Origin of the sequence: Halanaerobium polyolivorans, from assembly GCF_020711195.1 — a bacterium.
GTDB lineage: Bacteria > Bacillota > Halanaerobiia > Halanaerobiales > Halanaerobiaceae > Halanaerobium > Halanaerobium polyolivorans.
This window is the reverse complement of sequence record NZ_JAJFAT010000003.1, coordinates 54,520-70,029: the sequence shown is the minus strand read 5'-3', so window position 1 is coordinate 70,029 and position 15,510 is coordinate 54,520. Positions and strand designations below refer to the sequence as shown.

Sequence of the window (15,510 nt, the reverse complement as noted above, 5' to 3'; positions counted from 1 at the left end):
ATTTATATCGCAAAAAAATAACTATAAATTCTTAAATTACCTTTATATACTAAATTCGTGATTGGAAAGAACAATCCTTTAATAAAATTATTTCTGATCCAGATTAACTCTTAAATCAATTCACCTTCATTAAAATCTTAACTTAAATATATTAAAGCTTGCTAAAGAATAAAAAAAGACAGCCTTGAAATCAAAACTAAGGCTGTCTAATTAATATAATTATTACTCTATTTAATTTTTATTTAGAAATTTATTTAAAATATAAAATAAGCGGCAAATACAAGAGCTAAGACATATACTAACCAGTGAACATCTTCACCCTGACCAGTAAAAAGTTTGACAATTGGATAAACGATAAATCCAAAAGCAATACCATGAGAAATTGAATAAGTTAAGGGCATTATAATCATCGCCATAAAGGCTGGTAAGATCTCGGTGAAGTCACCCCAGTCAAGCTTAGTTATATTTGTCATCATCATTGTTCCTACAACGATTAAGGCTGGAGAAGTAGCTGCAGCTGGGACAATACCAATTAAAGGTCTAAAAAATAGAGCCAGTAGGAATAGGGCTGAAACAACCACACCAGTTAATCCTGTTCTACCACCATCTCCAACCCCGGCAGCAGACTCAACATATGTTGTAACAGTACTTGTACCAAAAAGGGCTCCACCAGTTGTACCGATCGCATCAGCCAGTAAAGCTCTACTAGCTTTAGGTAAATCTCCATTTTCATCTAAATAACCTGCCTGCTGACTTACTCCAACAAGTGTTCCAGCAGTATCAAACATATCAACAAATAAGAAAGACAAGATAACCCCAACCATACCTAGACTAAGGGCTGATTGAATATCTAATTGAAAGAGAACCTCAGACCAATCTGCCATTTGAGGCATTGCAATTAAACCATCAAAAGCTGGTGTAACACCATTTATCCAGCCAAATGCGGTTGATAAAAGGATACCCCAGAGCAGTGATCCTTTAATTTTTCTGGCATGTAAGATACCTGTTACTAAAAGACCAAATAAAGCAACCAAAGCAGGCCCTGAGAACAAATCACCCATCGCAATCAGTGTTGCCTGGTCTGCCACAACAATATTGGCATTCTGCAAACCAATAAAGGCTATAAACAAACCTATACCGGCACTAATACCTGTCTTAAGGGCCATCGGAATACTGTTTACAATCATCTCCCTTACAGGAGTAACACTTAAAATAATAAATAATATACCTTCTAAAAAGATTATTCCTAAGGCAACCTGCCAGGGTACTCCCATTCCAATTACTACTGAATAGGCAAAAAATGCATTTAATCCCATTCCAGAAGCAAGAGCAAAAGGATAGTTAGTTAAAAACGCCATTGCCAGAGTACCTAAAACAGCACTCATAATTGTAGCAATTAAAACACCTTCAAAAGGCATTCCAGCATCACTAAGTATTGAAGGGTTAACAAAGATAATATAAGCCATGGTCATAAAAGTAGTGAAACCAGCAATAACTTCAGTTTTAACATTTGTATTATTTTCTTCTAGTTTAAAGACATTTTCTAAAAATCCATTTTCTGTACTCATCTAATTAATAACCTCCTTGTTATTTAGCCACCAAAGAAAACAGAACTAAAAACTTCACCACCTCTCTTAAATTTTTAATAATAAAATAACCTGAGAAAATAGACTCCAAACTATGAGGAATCTACCTTCTCAGGTTTAATTAAGTTAAGGCAGAGTATAGGATATCAGATATCCTAACTAAAATAGACATATTTCCCTCATAGTTGCCAGTTATCGGCTGACACTAGAAACTTGTGAACCATATTTTCACAATTATACGAGGCATATTTAGTTTTATTGAAATTATTTACATATTTTTTAAAATAATCATGATTTTTTAATTCATTTACTATTATAGATAAAGATTAAAACATTGTCAACAAAGAATTAAATCTACCTTTTTAAACTGCTTAACATCAAATAAGCCTTCTTCAGTCAGCTTTAATTCCGGGATTACAGTTAGGGCCATAAAAGACAGGGTCATAAAGGGACCTGATCTGTTGACACCAAGGGAATTAGCCTTATCCCTCATTTTAACCAATTTATCTGCAACCACTTTTAAGGGCTTTTCTGCCATTAAACCTCCTACCCTGAGTTCAAGTTTTTCTTCCACCATTCCATCTACAACTATTACTAACCCACCCTGCATTTTTTCTATTTCTTTAACTGCAAGATACATGTCTTTTGAACTTAAACCAGCAGTAATAATGTTATGAGCATCATGACCAATAGAAGTTGCGATCGCTCCTTTGCGGAGACCAAAATTTCTTAATAAGCCTAAACCTACCTTGGCCTCAGCTTTATATCTATCAACAACTGCAAGTTTAACCAAATTATGACCTATCAGCTCTATTTTTGGAGGCTCACCAGGATAATCGGCTTCGCTTTCATAAACTGAAGCAGCAGTAACAATCTTGTCTTCAAGCAGTTCTATAACCCTATATTTTTTTGCTGTTGGTAATTCAAAATCGCTTTCATTTATTTGACCCAGTTTAACCGAATTAAAGATTTTTTCTTTAATTTCACTGCTCATCATTTTACTGATGTCAGCTGAAACTTTTTTATCAACTGATTTTAATAAAGTTCCATTTTCTGCTGTCAGTTTACCATCTTTATAAACAGCTTTGATATTGAGATCTCTCAAATTATCTATGATCAAAAAATCGGCTTTATAATTAGGTGCTATGGCTCCTAAATTATCAATGCCCAAAATTTGAGCAGAATTGATACTGGCCATTCTAATAGCCCGCAGAGGAGATAATCCATATTGTACTGCCTTGCGGACAACAAAATCGATATGGCCTTCTGCGATCAAATCACCAGGATGGCGGTCATCAGTAGCAAAACAAAAGCGTGAGCAGTTAATGCTGTTTACCACAGGTAAAAGAGCAGCTAGGTCTCTGGTTACAGATCCTTCTCTAATCATAATATACATACCTTTGGAAACTTTCTCTAAGGCTTCTTCGGCAGTTGTAGCCTCATGATCAGCTTCAATTCCAGCCAGCAGATAAGCGTTTAAATCTGGCCCTGATAAAGCAGGAGCATGTCCATCTTTGAATATATTATCAGCCATTTTTATTTTTTCCCAAATCTCCTGATCACCATTAATTACAGAGGGATAATCCATAACTTCTCCCAAACCAAATATTCCCTCTTCATTGAGCAGAGTTTTTAGATCAGCTGCTGATAATTTAGCTCCAGAATGTTCGAATTTACTGGCAGGTACACAGGAAGGAAGCATTAAATTGAAATTCCAGGGTTGTGCCTTACCTGCAGCCAGAAGATATTTTATCCCCGTAATTCCCGCAACATTGGCAATTTCATGGGGATCTGCTACCACTGTTGTCGTTCCCCTGGGAATAACTTCGCGAGCAAACTCATCTACATTAGTCATCGAAGATTCTATATGAAGATGAGCATCAATAAAAGCTGGACTGATAATCATATTGCTGAGATCTATTTCTTCTTCTCCCTGATAGTCACCAACCCCGATTATAATACCATCTGCAACAGCAAGATCACAATTAATAAGTCTTTCATTAAAAACATCAACCACTGCAGCATTTTTAAAAACTTTTTCTGCCTTTTTTATTCCTCTGGCCTGTTTTAATAATTCACTCTTTTTCACATAAGCCCCCTTTCTAATCTAGCCTTTATAAGTCTAACAAAAACTTAATCCCATCTGAATTCTAAAGCAGCAAAATTACAGCGAGTAACACAAAGACCACAAGCAGCACATTTGTCTTCATCAATGACTATTTTTTTATCTTCATCTAAGTAATTAGCATCATAAACACAGCTAATAATACAAAGTCTACAGCCTGTACAATTTTCAGCTATAATTTTGGGGGCTTTTGTTTGATAATTTGCTTTAGTAGGCATTTTAGACTGGGCAATCCCCCTAATTTCATTTAGACTATTATAATTATGTTTCACCAGGTAGCTGTCAATTTCCTGAGCGATTTTAGAATAAACAGTAGGGCCATTCAAAATAGCAGTGGTACAGACCTGAACAGCTTCTGCTCCGGCCATAATCATCTTAACTGCGTCTTCACCAGTGGAGATACCCCCGACTGCAATAACTGGTATCTCAACAGCCTTAACAGCTTCAAAAACAGCTCTTAAAGCCAGGGGGAAAATCGCCTCTCCTGAGAGCCAACCATAACCATTTTCACTTCCCATCAAAGGTCTACCACTTTCTATATCAATATCAAGAGTTGGCCCAAAAGAATTTATTAAGACCAAACCATCTGCTCCAGCATCTTGAGCAGCTTTAGCGAATTTAGCAATTTCAATTTGGGGACTTAATTTAACCAATACTGGTAAATCAACTGCCTTTTTAGCTGCTTTAACACTTTCTACCACAGGTGAAGGATCACTACCCAAATAATGGGTGGAAAGTTCTAAGGCATCAGCAAAAGGCTCAACTTTTTTGGCCAGCTCACTTATTTCTTCAGCATTATATCCCAGCCCAACAATAACCGCTAATCCCAGCTCTTTAATAGCAGGATATTCATCATTTAACCACTTATCAGGACCCATTTCTGACCATAATTCTGTATTGATAAAACCGCTTTTTAACTGGGCCATATTGGGGCGGGGAACCTCTGCTGCCTTAGTAGAAATAGTTTTGGTTACTACAGCAGCAGTACCACCTTTTTTAGCAGCAGCAGCAGCCTCAGCATCTTTAATTGGTGGTCCTGCAGCCGGCATGACCGGATGTTTTAAAATAAAATCAAATAATTTGACACTTAGATCAGCCATGATCTTCACTCCTATTAATAGTCTTTTTTTCTCATAAATTGACTTAAAACAGAAAATATTTCTGCTTCAACCTCTTCTCTATTATTTTCTTTTACCTCAAATAGTTTAGTATCTTCTCTTTCTCTTATTTGATCTAAAAATGAATTGCTTTCAGCTTTAAGGACACCTAAGACAATTTTTCTTGAAGCTAAAAGCGAAAATACTTTTCGCTTAAATTTTTCGGCCCCAGTTTCAAAACGTCCCAGTTCATCCATAATTACTATTGCAACATCTAATCTCAATAATTCAACTCCATAATTATTAAATACCTCGGGAAAAACCTCAAAATCTTCATCGATGTTTTCCCTTGCTGCAATAACATTATCAAAGTGACTCATTGTTAGGGTGTTTTCTTCACCAAAATCAGAGATTAGATTTTTGGTTCCCATTGTTTTTAAAAACAAAGCAGGAACAAGTCTAAAAACAAGTGGTTTTTGACTGAGTGGATCAACCTCTCTGGCTACTGCATAACCAGCTGGATAATAATCAATTCCCTCCAGTATTTTTTTTATAAGACTAGATTTACCGCTATTCTTTTCTCCTGTTAAAAAATAATTATTTACTGTTTTCTCCATTTTAACACTCCTGACTAGTTTTTATTGTCTTGTTCTTCTAATGCTTTTTTTACTTTAGATGGATTTAAGGGGAGATCGTAAAAACGAATCCCGATTGCATCATATACTGCGTTTGCAAGAGCTGGAGCTGCTGCAATAATTGTAGGTTCTCCTACACCTTTAGCTCCAAATGGTCCTTCTGAATCCTGATCTTCAATTAAATAATGTTTGAATTTAGGAATATCGACACTGGTAGGTACCAGATAATCAGACATCCCAGCATTTAAGGTCCTTCCATTACGAATAACCTGTTCTTCCATAACTGCCATCCCTAAGCCCTGTACAGTTCCTCCTTCAATCTGACCTTCAACATTTTTGGGGTTAATAGCCTTACCTAGATCAACAGCTGTATAAACATTAAGCAGATCAATTATTCCGGTATCAGTATCTACTTCAACCTCAATTACCTGAGAAAGAAATGTATAGGCTACATAAACCTTATCTGCCTGACCTTTTTCATCAGGTTGATAGGTAACCGGGAAAAATGAGCCTTCAGCTTCTAAAGTAATTCCTTTATCTTTTAATTTTGCAGCTAAATCCCAATAACTAATTGAGTACTCGGGTTCTTCATAAAGATAGATCTCTCCATCTTTGATACTTATTTCGGGATGATTACTTCTAAACTCCATGCTTCCATAATGATATAAATTGGCTAAAAGATCTTCGGCAGCTTTTTTGACAGCATTACCGGTAAAATATGTCTGTCTGGTAGCAGAAGTAGAACCTGAGTTTTTAGTTGTATGGGTATCACCCTGAATTACCTCAAAATAATCGGGTTTTATCCTTAAAATTTCAGCTGCAATTTGAATAACAGTTGTAATTACTCCCTGGCCAACATCAGCTGCAGCAGTTTTTATTACTATTCTTTGATCTGCCTTGATTTCTATTGAGGCAATAGAGTGATCGGGAAAACCCTCTCCATAGCCAAAACCAAACATTATTGTAGCCAAGCCTCTTCCCTTTTTTTTCATTTTCATTTCCCTCCTTTCCAGCCGCTTAATTCCATCACTTTTTTGATGGTTTCTTCAGCATTAACACTGTGATTAAGCCGCTGACCATTAGGAGTACATGAACCAAGCTGATAAATATTTTTTTGTCTAAACTCGGCTGGGTCCATTTTAAGTTCATGAGCCATAATATCCATCTGGGATTCATAAGCAAAGGCACCCTGAGTTGTACCAAAACCTCTCATTGCTCCAGCATAGGTATTATTTGTATAAACTGCATGAGATATCCCCTTAATATTTTCCACATTATAGGGGCCAGTTGCATGGTACATCCCTTTATGAACTACCGCCGGACCACTGGAAGCATAAGCACCTGTATCACCAATAAACTTTGTCTGCCAGGCTTTTAAATAACCATCACTGCTGACTCCAGTTTTGTTGATAATTGTGATGGGATGCCGTTTTGATTGGGTGATCATAGATTCTTCTCTGCTAAAAGTTAGCTTAACAGGTCTTCCGGTTCGCATTGCTGCAATTGCCAGATGAATATGAACAGAAACATCTTCTTTTTTGCCAAAAGCTCCCCCAATAGTAGGCTGAATAATTCTAATTTGATCTTTGGCCAACCTCAGTGATTGGGCTACATCTGCCTGGATATCATGGAGCCACTGGGTAGCTGCCCAAATATTTACCCTGCCCTTTCTTTCATCATAAAAGGCTGTGCCTGCTTCATTCTGCATGGGAAGTTGATCTATAAATTGGGTCTGATATTTTCTCTCCACAATAATATCGGATTCGGCAAAACCTGCTTCAACATCACCGGTTTCTAAGTTATGAGTTATTAAAATATTACCATCAGGATGAATATTAACTGCATCAGCTTCCATAGCCCTAAAAGGATCAGTTATAACTTCAAGCTCTTCTATTTTAACTTCGATTAAATCAACTGCCTTTTTGGCAGCTTCAATACTTTCGGCAGCGACCACTGCCAGAGCATCACCTAAATAGCGCATTGTTTTACCTAGAGCAACTAAAACAGGCTGATCTCTAATTATTAAACCGAATTTCCTGAGATCTGGTATATCTTCAGCAGTAAAAATATCTACTACACCTTTTACTTTTTTTGCTTTAGAAGTATCTATGTCTTTTAAAATTGCATGGGGATGAACAGCTCTTTTTACCTTTAAATAAAGCATATCATCAAAAGTAATATCATTAGCATAAACTGCTTTACCAGTCACCTTATCTTCTGCATCAGCTTTTAATATATCCTGACCAACAAAACGTTTGCTATCTTTTATAGTTTCTGATGAACAGCGGGTTGTATGTTTGCAATAATAATCTTTAACACTATATTGTTTATCACTCATCAGAACCACTTCCTTTTGAATCCATTTTATCTGCAGCCAGCATTACCGCTTCAATAATTTTAGTATAGCCAGTACAGCGGCAGATATTACCTGATAATGCAGTCCGAACTTCTTTTTCATTTGGACTTGGATTTTCATCTAAAAGATTTTTGCCGGCCATTATCATACCCGGGATACAAAAACCACACTGTACTGCACCAGTTTCTATAAAAGCTTCCTGCAGGGGATGAAGACTATTTCCCTCAGCTAAACCTTCGATCGTTATGATCTCAGCTCCATCGGCCTGAGGGGCTGGAACCAAACAGGAAGGGATTAAGCGACCATTCATAATCACAGAACAGGCACCACATTCTCCTTTACCACAGCCTTCTTTAACTCCTGTTAAGCCTAAATCTTCTCGGAGAAGATCAAGCAAACGGTGAAAGGGAGTAACTTCTATTTCTCTTGCTTCTCCATTAACTTTAAATTTAATCTGCATTTTTCCCTCCCTCTCTTCTTTTCTCGATTGACTTCAGAGCATTTACCATAGTGTCTCTAACAACATTTTCTCTATATTCTTTAGTCCCCCTAATATCATCTATAGGAGAAACTCTTTTTTTAACTTCTTCTCCCAATTCTCTATAATTCAATTCAGCTAAACTTTTACCGAGCATCAGCTCCTCTACTTCTCTCAGTCTAATTGGAGTTGGAGCAGCTGAGCCTACAGCAACTCCAGCTCTTTTGATTAATCCCTGCTCAAAGTAGAGGACTAAAGCTAAATTTAAAGTAGAGATAACCAGAGCTTTACGCCTTCCTATTTTAGCCCAGAAACTTAAACTTTCTTCTGGATAAAGAGGAATTTCTATTTGGGTTAAAAGTTCATTATCTTTTAATCCATTTCTTTTTGGAGCCAGAAAAAAATCTTCGGCCTTAACTAAACGACTGTCTATTTTTGACTGGAGTTTAAAACTAGCATCTAAAGCAAGTAAAGCAGATAAGGTATCTCCTGCCGGTGATGATGTACAAATATTGCCACCAATAGTACCTTTAGCTCTAATTTGAGGAGAGCCAACAGCTGCTGCAGCCTTAGCTAAAAGAGGAAGTTTTTGCTTTAATCTTTGTGAATTTTTTAATTCATAATGGGTCATTAAAGGCCCAAGAATAAGCTTATCCTCTTTAACTTCCAAAAATTTAAGTTCCTTAACCCTGCTTAAATCAAGCCAGTTTTTGATCTCATGTAATTTCTCATAATTTTCTACCAAAACATCAGTTGCACCAGCTATTAGAAGAATTTGATCTTCATATTTAGCTTTAATTTCTAAAGCTTTTTTTAAGTTTTTTACTTGAAAATATTTTTCAAAATCTCTGCCAGAAATCGTCTGCTTGTTCTCTTGTTTCATAGGCGATTTTTTGATAATCAAAAATCTGCACCTCCCGGTCTTCCATTAATATTTTACCAGCCACTATTGTTGTGTCTACCATCCCACCATTGATACCAAACAAAATATGAGCATAACTATTATCAGAATTTATCTCAGTTGGAGGAAAATAATCAACCACTATAATATCTGCGGCTGCACCTTCCTTTAAAACACCCAGTTCAACCCCAAAACTTTGGCTGGCTAATTCAGGATTACCCTTAAAAACCATCTCCGGAATCTCACTCCAGCCTAAACGGGGATCTTGAGAGCTGTGTTTTAAGATTAGATCAGCGAACTTTATACTCTCAAACATATCTGTAGTATATCCATCAGTACCTAAACAAAGCTTTACTCCTTTGTCAAAAGCCTTTTTTAAAGGGGTTACTCCAACAGCATTATTTAAATTTGATTCTGGATTATGAGCTAAAAAACATTGATTTTCTTTTAAAATTTCTAATTCATCATCCTGAAGATGAACTCCGTGGACAGCGATCGTTCCGGGCCGCCAGATATCATATTCATCCAGCCTTTTAACTACTCCATTATAGCCTTTAAGCCTGCTGTGTTCTAAATCAAGCCTGCCTTCTGCTGCATGGAGATGGAAATTGCTATCCAGCTTATCTGCTAATTTTGATACCTTAGCTAAACTCTCATCTTCTAGGCTAAAAGAAGCATGTAGGCCCAGTCTTGCCTTTAAATGTTCTGAATTATTTTCAGCAATACTAGTTATAAATTCTTCACTTTCTTTTATAGCAGCATCTCTCATCAAATCACCATTACGATCTGATATTTCATAAGCCAGATCAGCTCTAATTCCGCTTTCCTCGACCGCTTTAGCTATGATCTCCAGGCTGTATTTAATTTGACCATAACTGGCATGATGATCAATAATAGTGGTTGTTCCCTGCTTAATCCCCGTTAAAATAGCATAAAGGGCACTATAATAGATATCATCTGCCTTAAGACTATTATCAAGCCGCCACCATAACTTTTCTAAAATTTCTAAAAAATGACGGGGTGGTTGCTCTGTTTTTAAGTCCATTCCCCGGGCAAAAGTACTATAAAGATGGGTATGAGAATTAATCATCCCCGGCATTACTACTTTGCCGCCCACATCCTTAACTTCTGCCTCATTATATTTTGCTGTTAAAATCTCACTTTCACCAATCTCTTTAATTTTACTACCTTCTATTAAAACAGCTCCATCTTTAATAACCCTATTATCCTGATCATTGGTAATTACTACTGCATGATTTAATAATAGCAAATTAAGTCCCCCCATCCAAAGACTTCTCTATCTACTCAAAATATCTTTACACATCTTAGCAGAAATGTTATTAGCCTTTTCGACAATTTCTTTTTCATCAACATTAGTCAATTCTCCTTTTTCTACTACAATCTCACCATTGACAATTGTATAATCAACTATCTGAGTATCTCCCTGATTAATTAAAGCAGAAACTGGATCATAAAGGCCACCAGCCCAGCCTAGCCGTTTGGAGTTAATCATGAACATATCGGCTGCCTTTCCTAGCTCTAAACTGCCGATTTCAGGTTGATTTAAAACATCACGCCCTCCATTTGTAGCCAATCCCAAAACATCTTCAGCACTAAGTGATTTTATGCCGTGTATCAAACGATGCATTAAAAATGCTGATTTCAATTCTAAAATCATATTTGAAGAATCATTACTGGCACTACCATCTACTGCCAGGCCTACCGGAACCCCTTTGTTAAGCATTTCAGGAACCAAAGCAACTCCTGAAGAAAGTTTCATATTAGAAACTGGACAGTGAGAAACTCCGGTACCTGTAGCAGCCATTTTTTCTAATTCACTGCTGTTTAAATGAACTGCATGAGCATACCAGACATCTTCTCCCAGCCAGCCGAGTTTTTCCATATAGGCTAGGGGTCGCATTCCATATTTATCTAAAACAAATTTTTCCTCATCTTTAGTTTCAGCCAGATGGGTATGAAGCTGAACTCCATTTTGTCTGGCCAATTCTGTTGATTTGAGCATCAATTCTTCGGTAACCGAAAAAGGTGAGCAGGGAGCTAAAACAACTCTCTGCATGGCAAAAGGATTAGAATCATGATATTTAACGATCAACCTTTTAGAATCAGCTAAAATCTCCTCATCAGTTTGAACAACATCATCTGGTGGTAAACCACCATCTTTTTGGCTTAAAGACATACTCCCCCGGGAACCATGAAAACGAATACCTATTTCTGCTGCAGCTTCAAACTCATAATCTAATAAGTTGTCAGCCTGATTTCTTGGAAAAACATAAAAATGATCACTTGTAGTTGTACAGCCTGTTTTAAGTAGCTCTCCGGCAGCAAGTAAAGTTGAATAATAGACAGCATCTGCTGTTAAATTTGACCAAATTGGATAGAGATATTTAAGCCAGCCAAAAAGTTCCATCTCCTGTGCTTCAGGTAAACTCCTCGTTAAAGTCTGATAAAAATGGTGGTGAAGATTGATCAAGCCGGGAAAAACAAAATAATCTCTTCCATTGATAATCTTAAGTTCTTCATTTTCTTCTAGAGAAATATTTCTTCCCATCTCTTTAATTTTGCCAGCTTCGATTAATAGATCTGCATTTTTTAAACGCTCCCGATTCTCATTCATGGTTATTATTTCTTTAGCATTTTTGATCAAAATTTGCTTCATTTTAAACTCCCCATTCTTTGGCAGCGGTTTCAACAGCTTCTATGATCTGCTGATAACCGGTACAGCGGCAGAGATTTCCTTCCAGCGCAGTTTTGATTTTCTCTTTATTTGGTCTGGGATTATTTTTAAGTAGAGCCAGGGCTGACATCAACATCCCCGGAGTACAAAAACCACATTGAATTGCCTGTTTTTCAACAAATGCTTTTTGAAGTGGGCTCAAACCTTTTTTGCTTTCTAAACCTTCTACCGTAATGATCTCACTTCCATCGACCTGAGCAGTTAAGATCATACAGGAATTAACAGCCTTATCATCAACAATTACAGTACAGGCCCCACATTCGCCTACACTACAGCCTTCTTTAGTTCCTGTTAATTTAAGCTCTTTGCGAATTGTATCAAGCAGTCTTTCCTGACTACCTACTTTTAGATTATATTTTTTAGAATTAACTGTGATTTCTACATCTAATTTAGCCACTATTAGCTGCCTCCTTTAAAAAATCATCAACTGCCCTCTCAACCAATTTTGCCAAAGCAGGTCTTTTATAAGGGGTTGACCATCTTTCACCTGTTATTTCTACCATTTCTTCTGCAGCCAATCTGCCTGCCTCTACAGGATCAATATCTGCTAATTTTTTATTTAAAAGATAGCTGTTTACTTCTGCAAAAGGCACTGGTGAAGGGGTAGCTGCACCAGAAACAACCTGGATTTTAAAAACCTTATCAACTTTTACTTCTCCAAGTAGGGTTAAAGAAATTCTCGATATACTTAAAGCTTTTCTCCGCCCAATTTTTTGATAGCTGCTGTAATATTTACCCTGAGGCAGCTCAAAAACTATTTCTTTTAATAGTTCATCTTTTTTTAAAGCAGTTTTATATGGTGCCTTAACAAAGTCTCTGACTGACAATTTTCGCTCTCCATTTCGCGAAGCTAAAACAACTTCAGCTTCGAGAGCAATCAAAGGTGAAAAAGAATCTGCACAGGCAGCTGCATTAACCAGATTACCACCAATTGTAGCCCTATTTCTGATCTGAGTTGAGCCTATGCTTTTAGCTGCTTCTGCAATAAAAGGCAGTTTTTGCTGGATTTCTTCACTTTCAATTAAATCAGCATGGGTTGTTAAGCTGCCAATTACCGCTTTTTTATCACCTAAGTTAATACCTTTTAATTCTTTAAGTGAAGAGATATCGAGCACATAATCTATTTGATCAAATTTTGAATCCTGCTTATGGAGATCAACCAGCAGGTCAGTTCCACCTGCCAGACATTCCACATTATCTTTTTCAGCCAGTATTTCTAGAGCTTCAACAAGACTAGTTGCTCTTAAGAGTTGATATTCTACCATATTATTTACAACCTCCTTTAGAGAGGGCTCTACCAATTAAAACCCGTTCTAAATTAAGAGGTAAAGAACGAATTCTTTTGCCTGATGCATGGGCAACCGCATTGGCAATAGCAGCACTAGCAAGTTCTAGTGTTGGTTCTCCAATTGATTTAGCCCCAAAAGGACCATCTGGATCAGGGTTTTCCACTATCACAGCTTCAATATCAGGCATATCTTTAATAGTAGGGATCATATAATCATGAAAATTTTTGCCTTTGATCTGGCCGGCTTCTACTTCTACCTCTTCCATAATGCTATAGCCTAGACCCATCATAACCCCACCATAAATCTGTCCTTTTACATTTTTAGGGTTAATCGCCCTACCAACATCATGGGCAGCTGCCATGTTTAGTACGGTTAATTCACCTGTGCCTGTATCAACCTCAACTTCCGCAATCTGACAGCCATAGACATAGGTAAAATATGGATTGCCACAGCCCTTTTCTTCATCCCAGGATATGGGAGGACCCTTGTACCAACCATAAGCAGAAAGCAGAATTCCATTATTGATCATTTCTGCTGTCAGGTCAGAAAAGAGAGCCAGACGGTTGGAAGCTTGATCATATAAAAAGCCGGCTTCTAATTTTAATTTATCTTTAGCAAGCTCAAATTTTTGAGCAGCAAAATCTAAAATGCGATCTCTTAATTTCTCCGCAGCATTTTTGATAGAATTACCGCCGATTAAAGTAGCTCTTGAAGCTACTGTTGAGCCGCTATCTGGAGTAAATGTTGTATCAACTTCCATATAGTCTATTTCATTTAAAGTTATGCCCAGTACTTCTGCCGCAATTTGTGAAAATATAGTTTTTAAGCCCTGGCCATTTTCTGCCAGCCCACTATAGACTGCAACACTACCATCTTTATTAATCTGAATTAAAGATGCTGCTGCATCTACAGCTTCAGCTCCCAGACTACAACCTCTAAAACTAATGGAAAGTCCTATTCCTCTTTTTTTATCATCTGGCTGAGCTAGAGAGTATTTTTCTCTTTTTGCTTGATAATCAATTGCCTGCATAGCCTTATCCATAACCTCTTCTAAACTTACGGTATGTCCAGATAATTTTTGGCCACTGGCAGTAATTGAATCCTGACGATAGATATTTTTTTTACGCAGTTCTACAGGACTCATCCCAAGTTCTTCTGCTAATTCATCCATTAGAGATTCCTGAGCAAAAATAATTTGAGGAGAACCATAACCACGCATTGCACCTGTATAAGGATTATTTGTATAATAGCCATAGGTATCAGTTTTAACATGATCTAATTCATAGGGCCCAGTAGCCTGAACAACACTTCTCCAGGTTACAAAGGGGGTTTGACAGGCATAAGCACCACTATCTGCAGCTGCTTCTATTTCCATTGCTGTTAGTTTGCCTTCTTTAGTGGCCCCGACCTTATATTTTAATTGATAGGGATGACGTTTATAGCTTTCAGTAAAGGATTCCTCTCTGCTGTTGACCATCTTAACAGGTCTTTTTGTTGCTAGGGCCATCACTGCAGCCCTGGCAGCCATAGCAGAAACAACCTCATCCTTACCCCCAAAAGAACCACCAATATGATTTTGAATAACCCTTACCTCAGCCAGCTCTGCTCTCAAAACAGTTGCTACAGCAGCTCTTGTAGCATAGGGATTCTGAATAGAACCATAAATACTAACAAGGTGGTTTTCATCTTCTGGCACAACTACCACTGCTTCTGGCTCAAGATAACTGTGTTCGATCAGCTGAGTTGAATATTCTCTTTCTAAAATAATATCCGCCTGGGCAAAACCTTTTTCCACATCACCTTTACGCAGTGGATGGTGAATTACCTGATTATCATCTTTTTCAGGATGTATTTTTAAGGAATCTTTTTTTCTAGCCTCATCAAGCTCATAAATGCCTTCTAATTCCTCATATTCTACTTTAATCTTTTCAAGTGCAGCGGCTGCCTCTGCTTCACTTTCTGCAGCAACCATTGCCACTCCATCTCCAGCTAAAACAACTCGATCTGCTGCCAAAACCTGCTGGTCTTCTACTATAACTCCAAAAAGATTATTCTTAATATCGGCAGCTGTAAAAACTCCCCTTACACCCGGCATTTTTTCTGCCTCTGCAGTTTCTATATTTATAATTCGAGCATGTGGGTACTCTGTTCTCAATACTTTAGCATAAAGTTGATCTGCAAATTCTAAATCAGCCCCAAATTTAGCTTTTCCGGTGACTTTTTCATAAGCATCTACTCTTTTGACACCTTTATTGACATGTTTAAAAGCCATTACTGCACCTCCAGAT

At 37.3% G+C, this 15,510-nt stretch carries 13 protein-coding genes and 1 riboswitch; all 13 genes read right to left on the bottom strand.

Annotated features, from left to right (window positions below; genetic code table 11):
• Positions 1-254: 254 nt before the first annotated feature.
• The 13 genes from LJ207_RS03100 to LJ207_RS03045 all read right to left on the bottom strand — a co-directional run bounded on the left by LJ207_RS03100 (position 255) and on the right by LJ207_RS03045 (position 15,494).
• Positions 255-1,568 (bottom strand): NCS2 family permease, encoded by a 1,314-nt coding sequence (locus tag LJ207_RS03100; RefSeq protein WP_229343996.1) that lies wholly within the window; start codon positions 1,566-1,568, stop codon positions 255-257.
• Positions 1,569-1,748: 180 nt separating this feature from the next.
• Positions 1,749-1,848, bottom strand: a riboswitch (purine riboswitch).
• Positions 1,849-1,923: 75 nt separating this feature from the next.
• Complete coding sequence (gene ade, locus LJ207_RS03095) at positions 1,924-3,675, bottom strand: adenine deaminase (RefSeq protein ID WP_229343994.1); 1,752 nt, start codon at positions 3,673-3,675, stop codon at positions 1,924-1,926.
• A gap of 44 nt (positions 3,676-3,719) precedes the next feature.
• Positions 3,720-4,811 carry a 4Fe-4S dicluster domain-containing protein gene (locus LJ207_RS03090; RefSeq protein WP_229343993.1) on the bottom strand — a complete coding sequence of 364 codons (1,092 nt, stop codon included), beginning with the start codon at positions 4,809-4,811 and terminating at the stop codon, positions 3,720-3,722.
• Between the two features lie 14 nt (positions 4,812-4,825).
• Complete coding sequence (locus tag LJ207_RS03085; protein ID WP_229343991.1) at positions 4,826-5,425, bottom strand: nucleoside-triphosphatase; 600 nt, start codon at positions 5,423-5,425, stop codon at positions 4,826-4,828.
• Positions 5,426-5,439: 14 nt separating this feature from the next.
• Positions 5,440-6,435 carry a xanthine dehydrogenase family protein molybdopterin-binding subunit gene (locus LJ207_RS12485; protein WP_369414148.1) on the bottom strand — a complete coding sequence of 332 codons (996 nt, stop codon included), beginning with the start codon at positions 6,433-6,435 and terminating at the stop codon, positions 5,440-5,442.
• Between the two features lie 2 nt (positions 6,436-6,437).
• Positions 6,438-7,781, bottom strand: coding sequence for a xanthine dehydrogenase family protein molybdopterin-binding subunit (locus LJ207_RS12480; RefSeq protein ID WP_369414147.1), 1,344 nt, complete (start codon positions 7,779-7,781; stop codon positions 6,438-6,440).
• Positions 7,774-8,259 (bottom strand): (2Fe-2S)-binding protein, encoded by a 486-nt coding sequence (locus LJ207_RS03075; protein WP_229343989.1) that lies wholly within the window; start codon positions 8,257-8,259, stop codon positions 7,774-7,776. The genes LJ207_RS12480 and LJ207_RS03075 overlap by 8 nt, the downstream gene beginning before the upstream one ends.
• Entirely contained in the window at positions 8,249-9,181 is a 933-nt protein-coding gene (locus LJ207_RS03070) for an FAD binding domain-containing protein (protein ID WP_229343987.1), read from the bottom strand. The genes LJ207_RS03075 and LJ207_RS03070 overlap by 11 nt, the downstream gene beginning before the upstream one ends.
• Positions 9,117-10,448: a putative aminohydrolase SsnA gene (gene ssnA, locus LJ207_RS03065; protein ID WP_229343985.1), complete on the bottom strand. Its 1,332-nt coding sequence runs from the start codon at positions 10,446-10,448 to the stop codon at positions 9,117-9,119. The genes LJ207_RS03070 and ssnA overlap by 65 nt, the downstream gene beginning before the upstream one ends.
• A gap of 27 nt (positions 10,449-10,475) precedes the next feature.
• The gene (locus LJ207_RS03060) at positions 10,476-11,855 is read right to left on the bottom strand and encodes an 8-oxoguanine deaminase (RefSeq protein WP_229343983.1); all 1,380 of its coding nucleotides are present in this window, start codon (positions 11,853-11,855) and stop codon (positions 10,476-10,478) included.
• A 1-nt stretch (position 11,856) separates the two neighbouring features.
• Positions 11,857-12,330 carry a (2Fe-2S)-binding protein gene (locus tag LJ207_RS12475; protein WP_229343981.1) on the bottom strand — a complete coding sequence of 158 codons (474 nt, stop codon included), beginning with the start codon at positions 12,328-12,330 and terminating at the stop codon, positions 11,857-11,859.
• Positions 12,323-13,198 (bottom strand): FAD binding domain-containing protein, encoded by an 876-nt coding sequence (locus LJ207_RS03050; protein ID WP_229343979.1) that lies wholly within the window; start codon positions 13,196-13,198, stop codon positions 12,323-12,325. Before LJ207_RS03050 ends, LJ207_RS12475 begins: the two co-directional genes overlap by 8 nt.
• A gap of 1 nt (position 13,199) precedes the next feature.
• Positions 13,200-15,494 carry a xanthine dehydrogenase family protein molybdopterin-binding subunit gene (locus tag LJ207_RS03045; RefSeq protein ID WP_229343977.1) on the bottom strand — a complete coding sequence of 765 codons (2,295 nt, stop codon included), beginning with the start codon at positions 15,492-15,494 and terminating at the stop codon, positions 13,200-13,202.
• Positions 15,495-15,510 lie beyond the last annotated feature (16 nt).

Coding starts and splice junctions, on each gene's coding strand:
- LJ207_RS03060 (WP_229343983.1), bottom strand. CDS start 11,855: ATGAAGCAAATTTTGATCAAAAATGCTAAAGAAATAATAACCATGAAT.
- LJ207_RS03090 (WP_229343993.1), bottom strand. CDS start 4,811: ATGGCTGATCTAAGTGTCAAATTATTTGATTTTATTTTAAAACATCCG.
- LJ207_RS03075 (WP_229343989.1), bottom strand. CDS start 8,259: ATGCAGATTAAATTTAAAGTTAATGGAGAAGCAAGAGAAATAGAAGTT.
- LJ207_RS03100 (WP_229343996.1), bottom strand. CDS start 1,568: ATGAGTACAGAAAATGGATTTTTAGAAAATGTCTTTAAACTAGAAGAA.
- LJ207_RS03045 (WP_229343977.1), bottom strand. CDS start 15,494: ATGGCTTTTAAACATGTCAATAAAGGTGTCAAAAGAGTAGATGCTTAT.
- LJ207_RS03085 (WP_229343991.1), bottom strand. CDS start 5,425: ATGGAGAAAACAGTAAATAATTATTTTTTAACAGGAGAAAAGAATAGC.
- LJ207_RS12485 (WP_369414148.1), bottom strand. CDS start 6,435: ATGAAAAAAAAGGGAAGAGGCTTGGCTACAATAATGTTTGGTTTTGGC.
- LJ207_RS03050 (WP_229343979.1), bottom strand. CDS start 13,198: ATGGTAGAATATCAACTCTTAAGAGCAACTAGTCTTGTTGAAGCTCTA.
- LJ207_RS12480 (WP_369414147.1), bottom strand. CDS start 7,781: ATGAGTGATAAACAATATAGTGTTAAAGATTATTATTGCAAACATACA.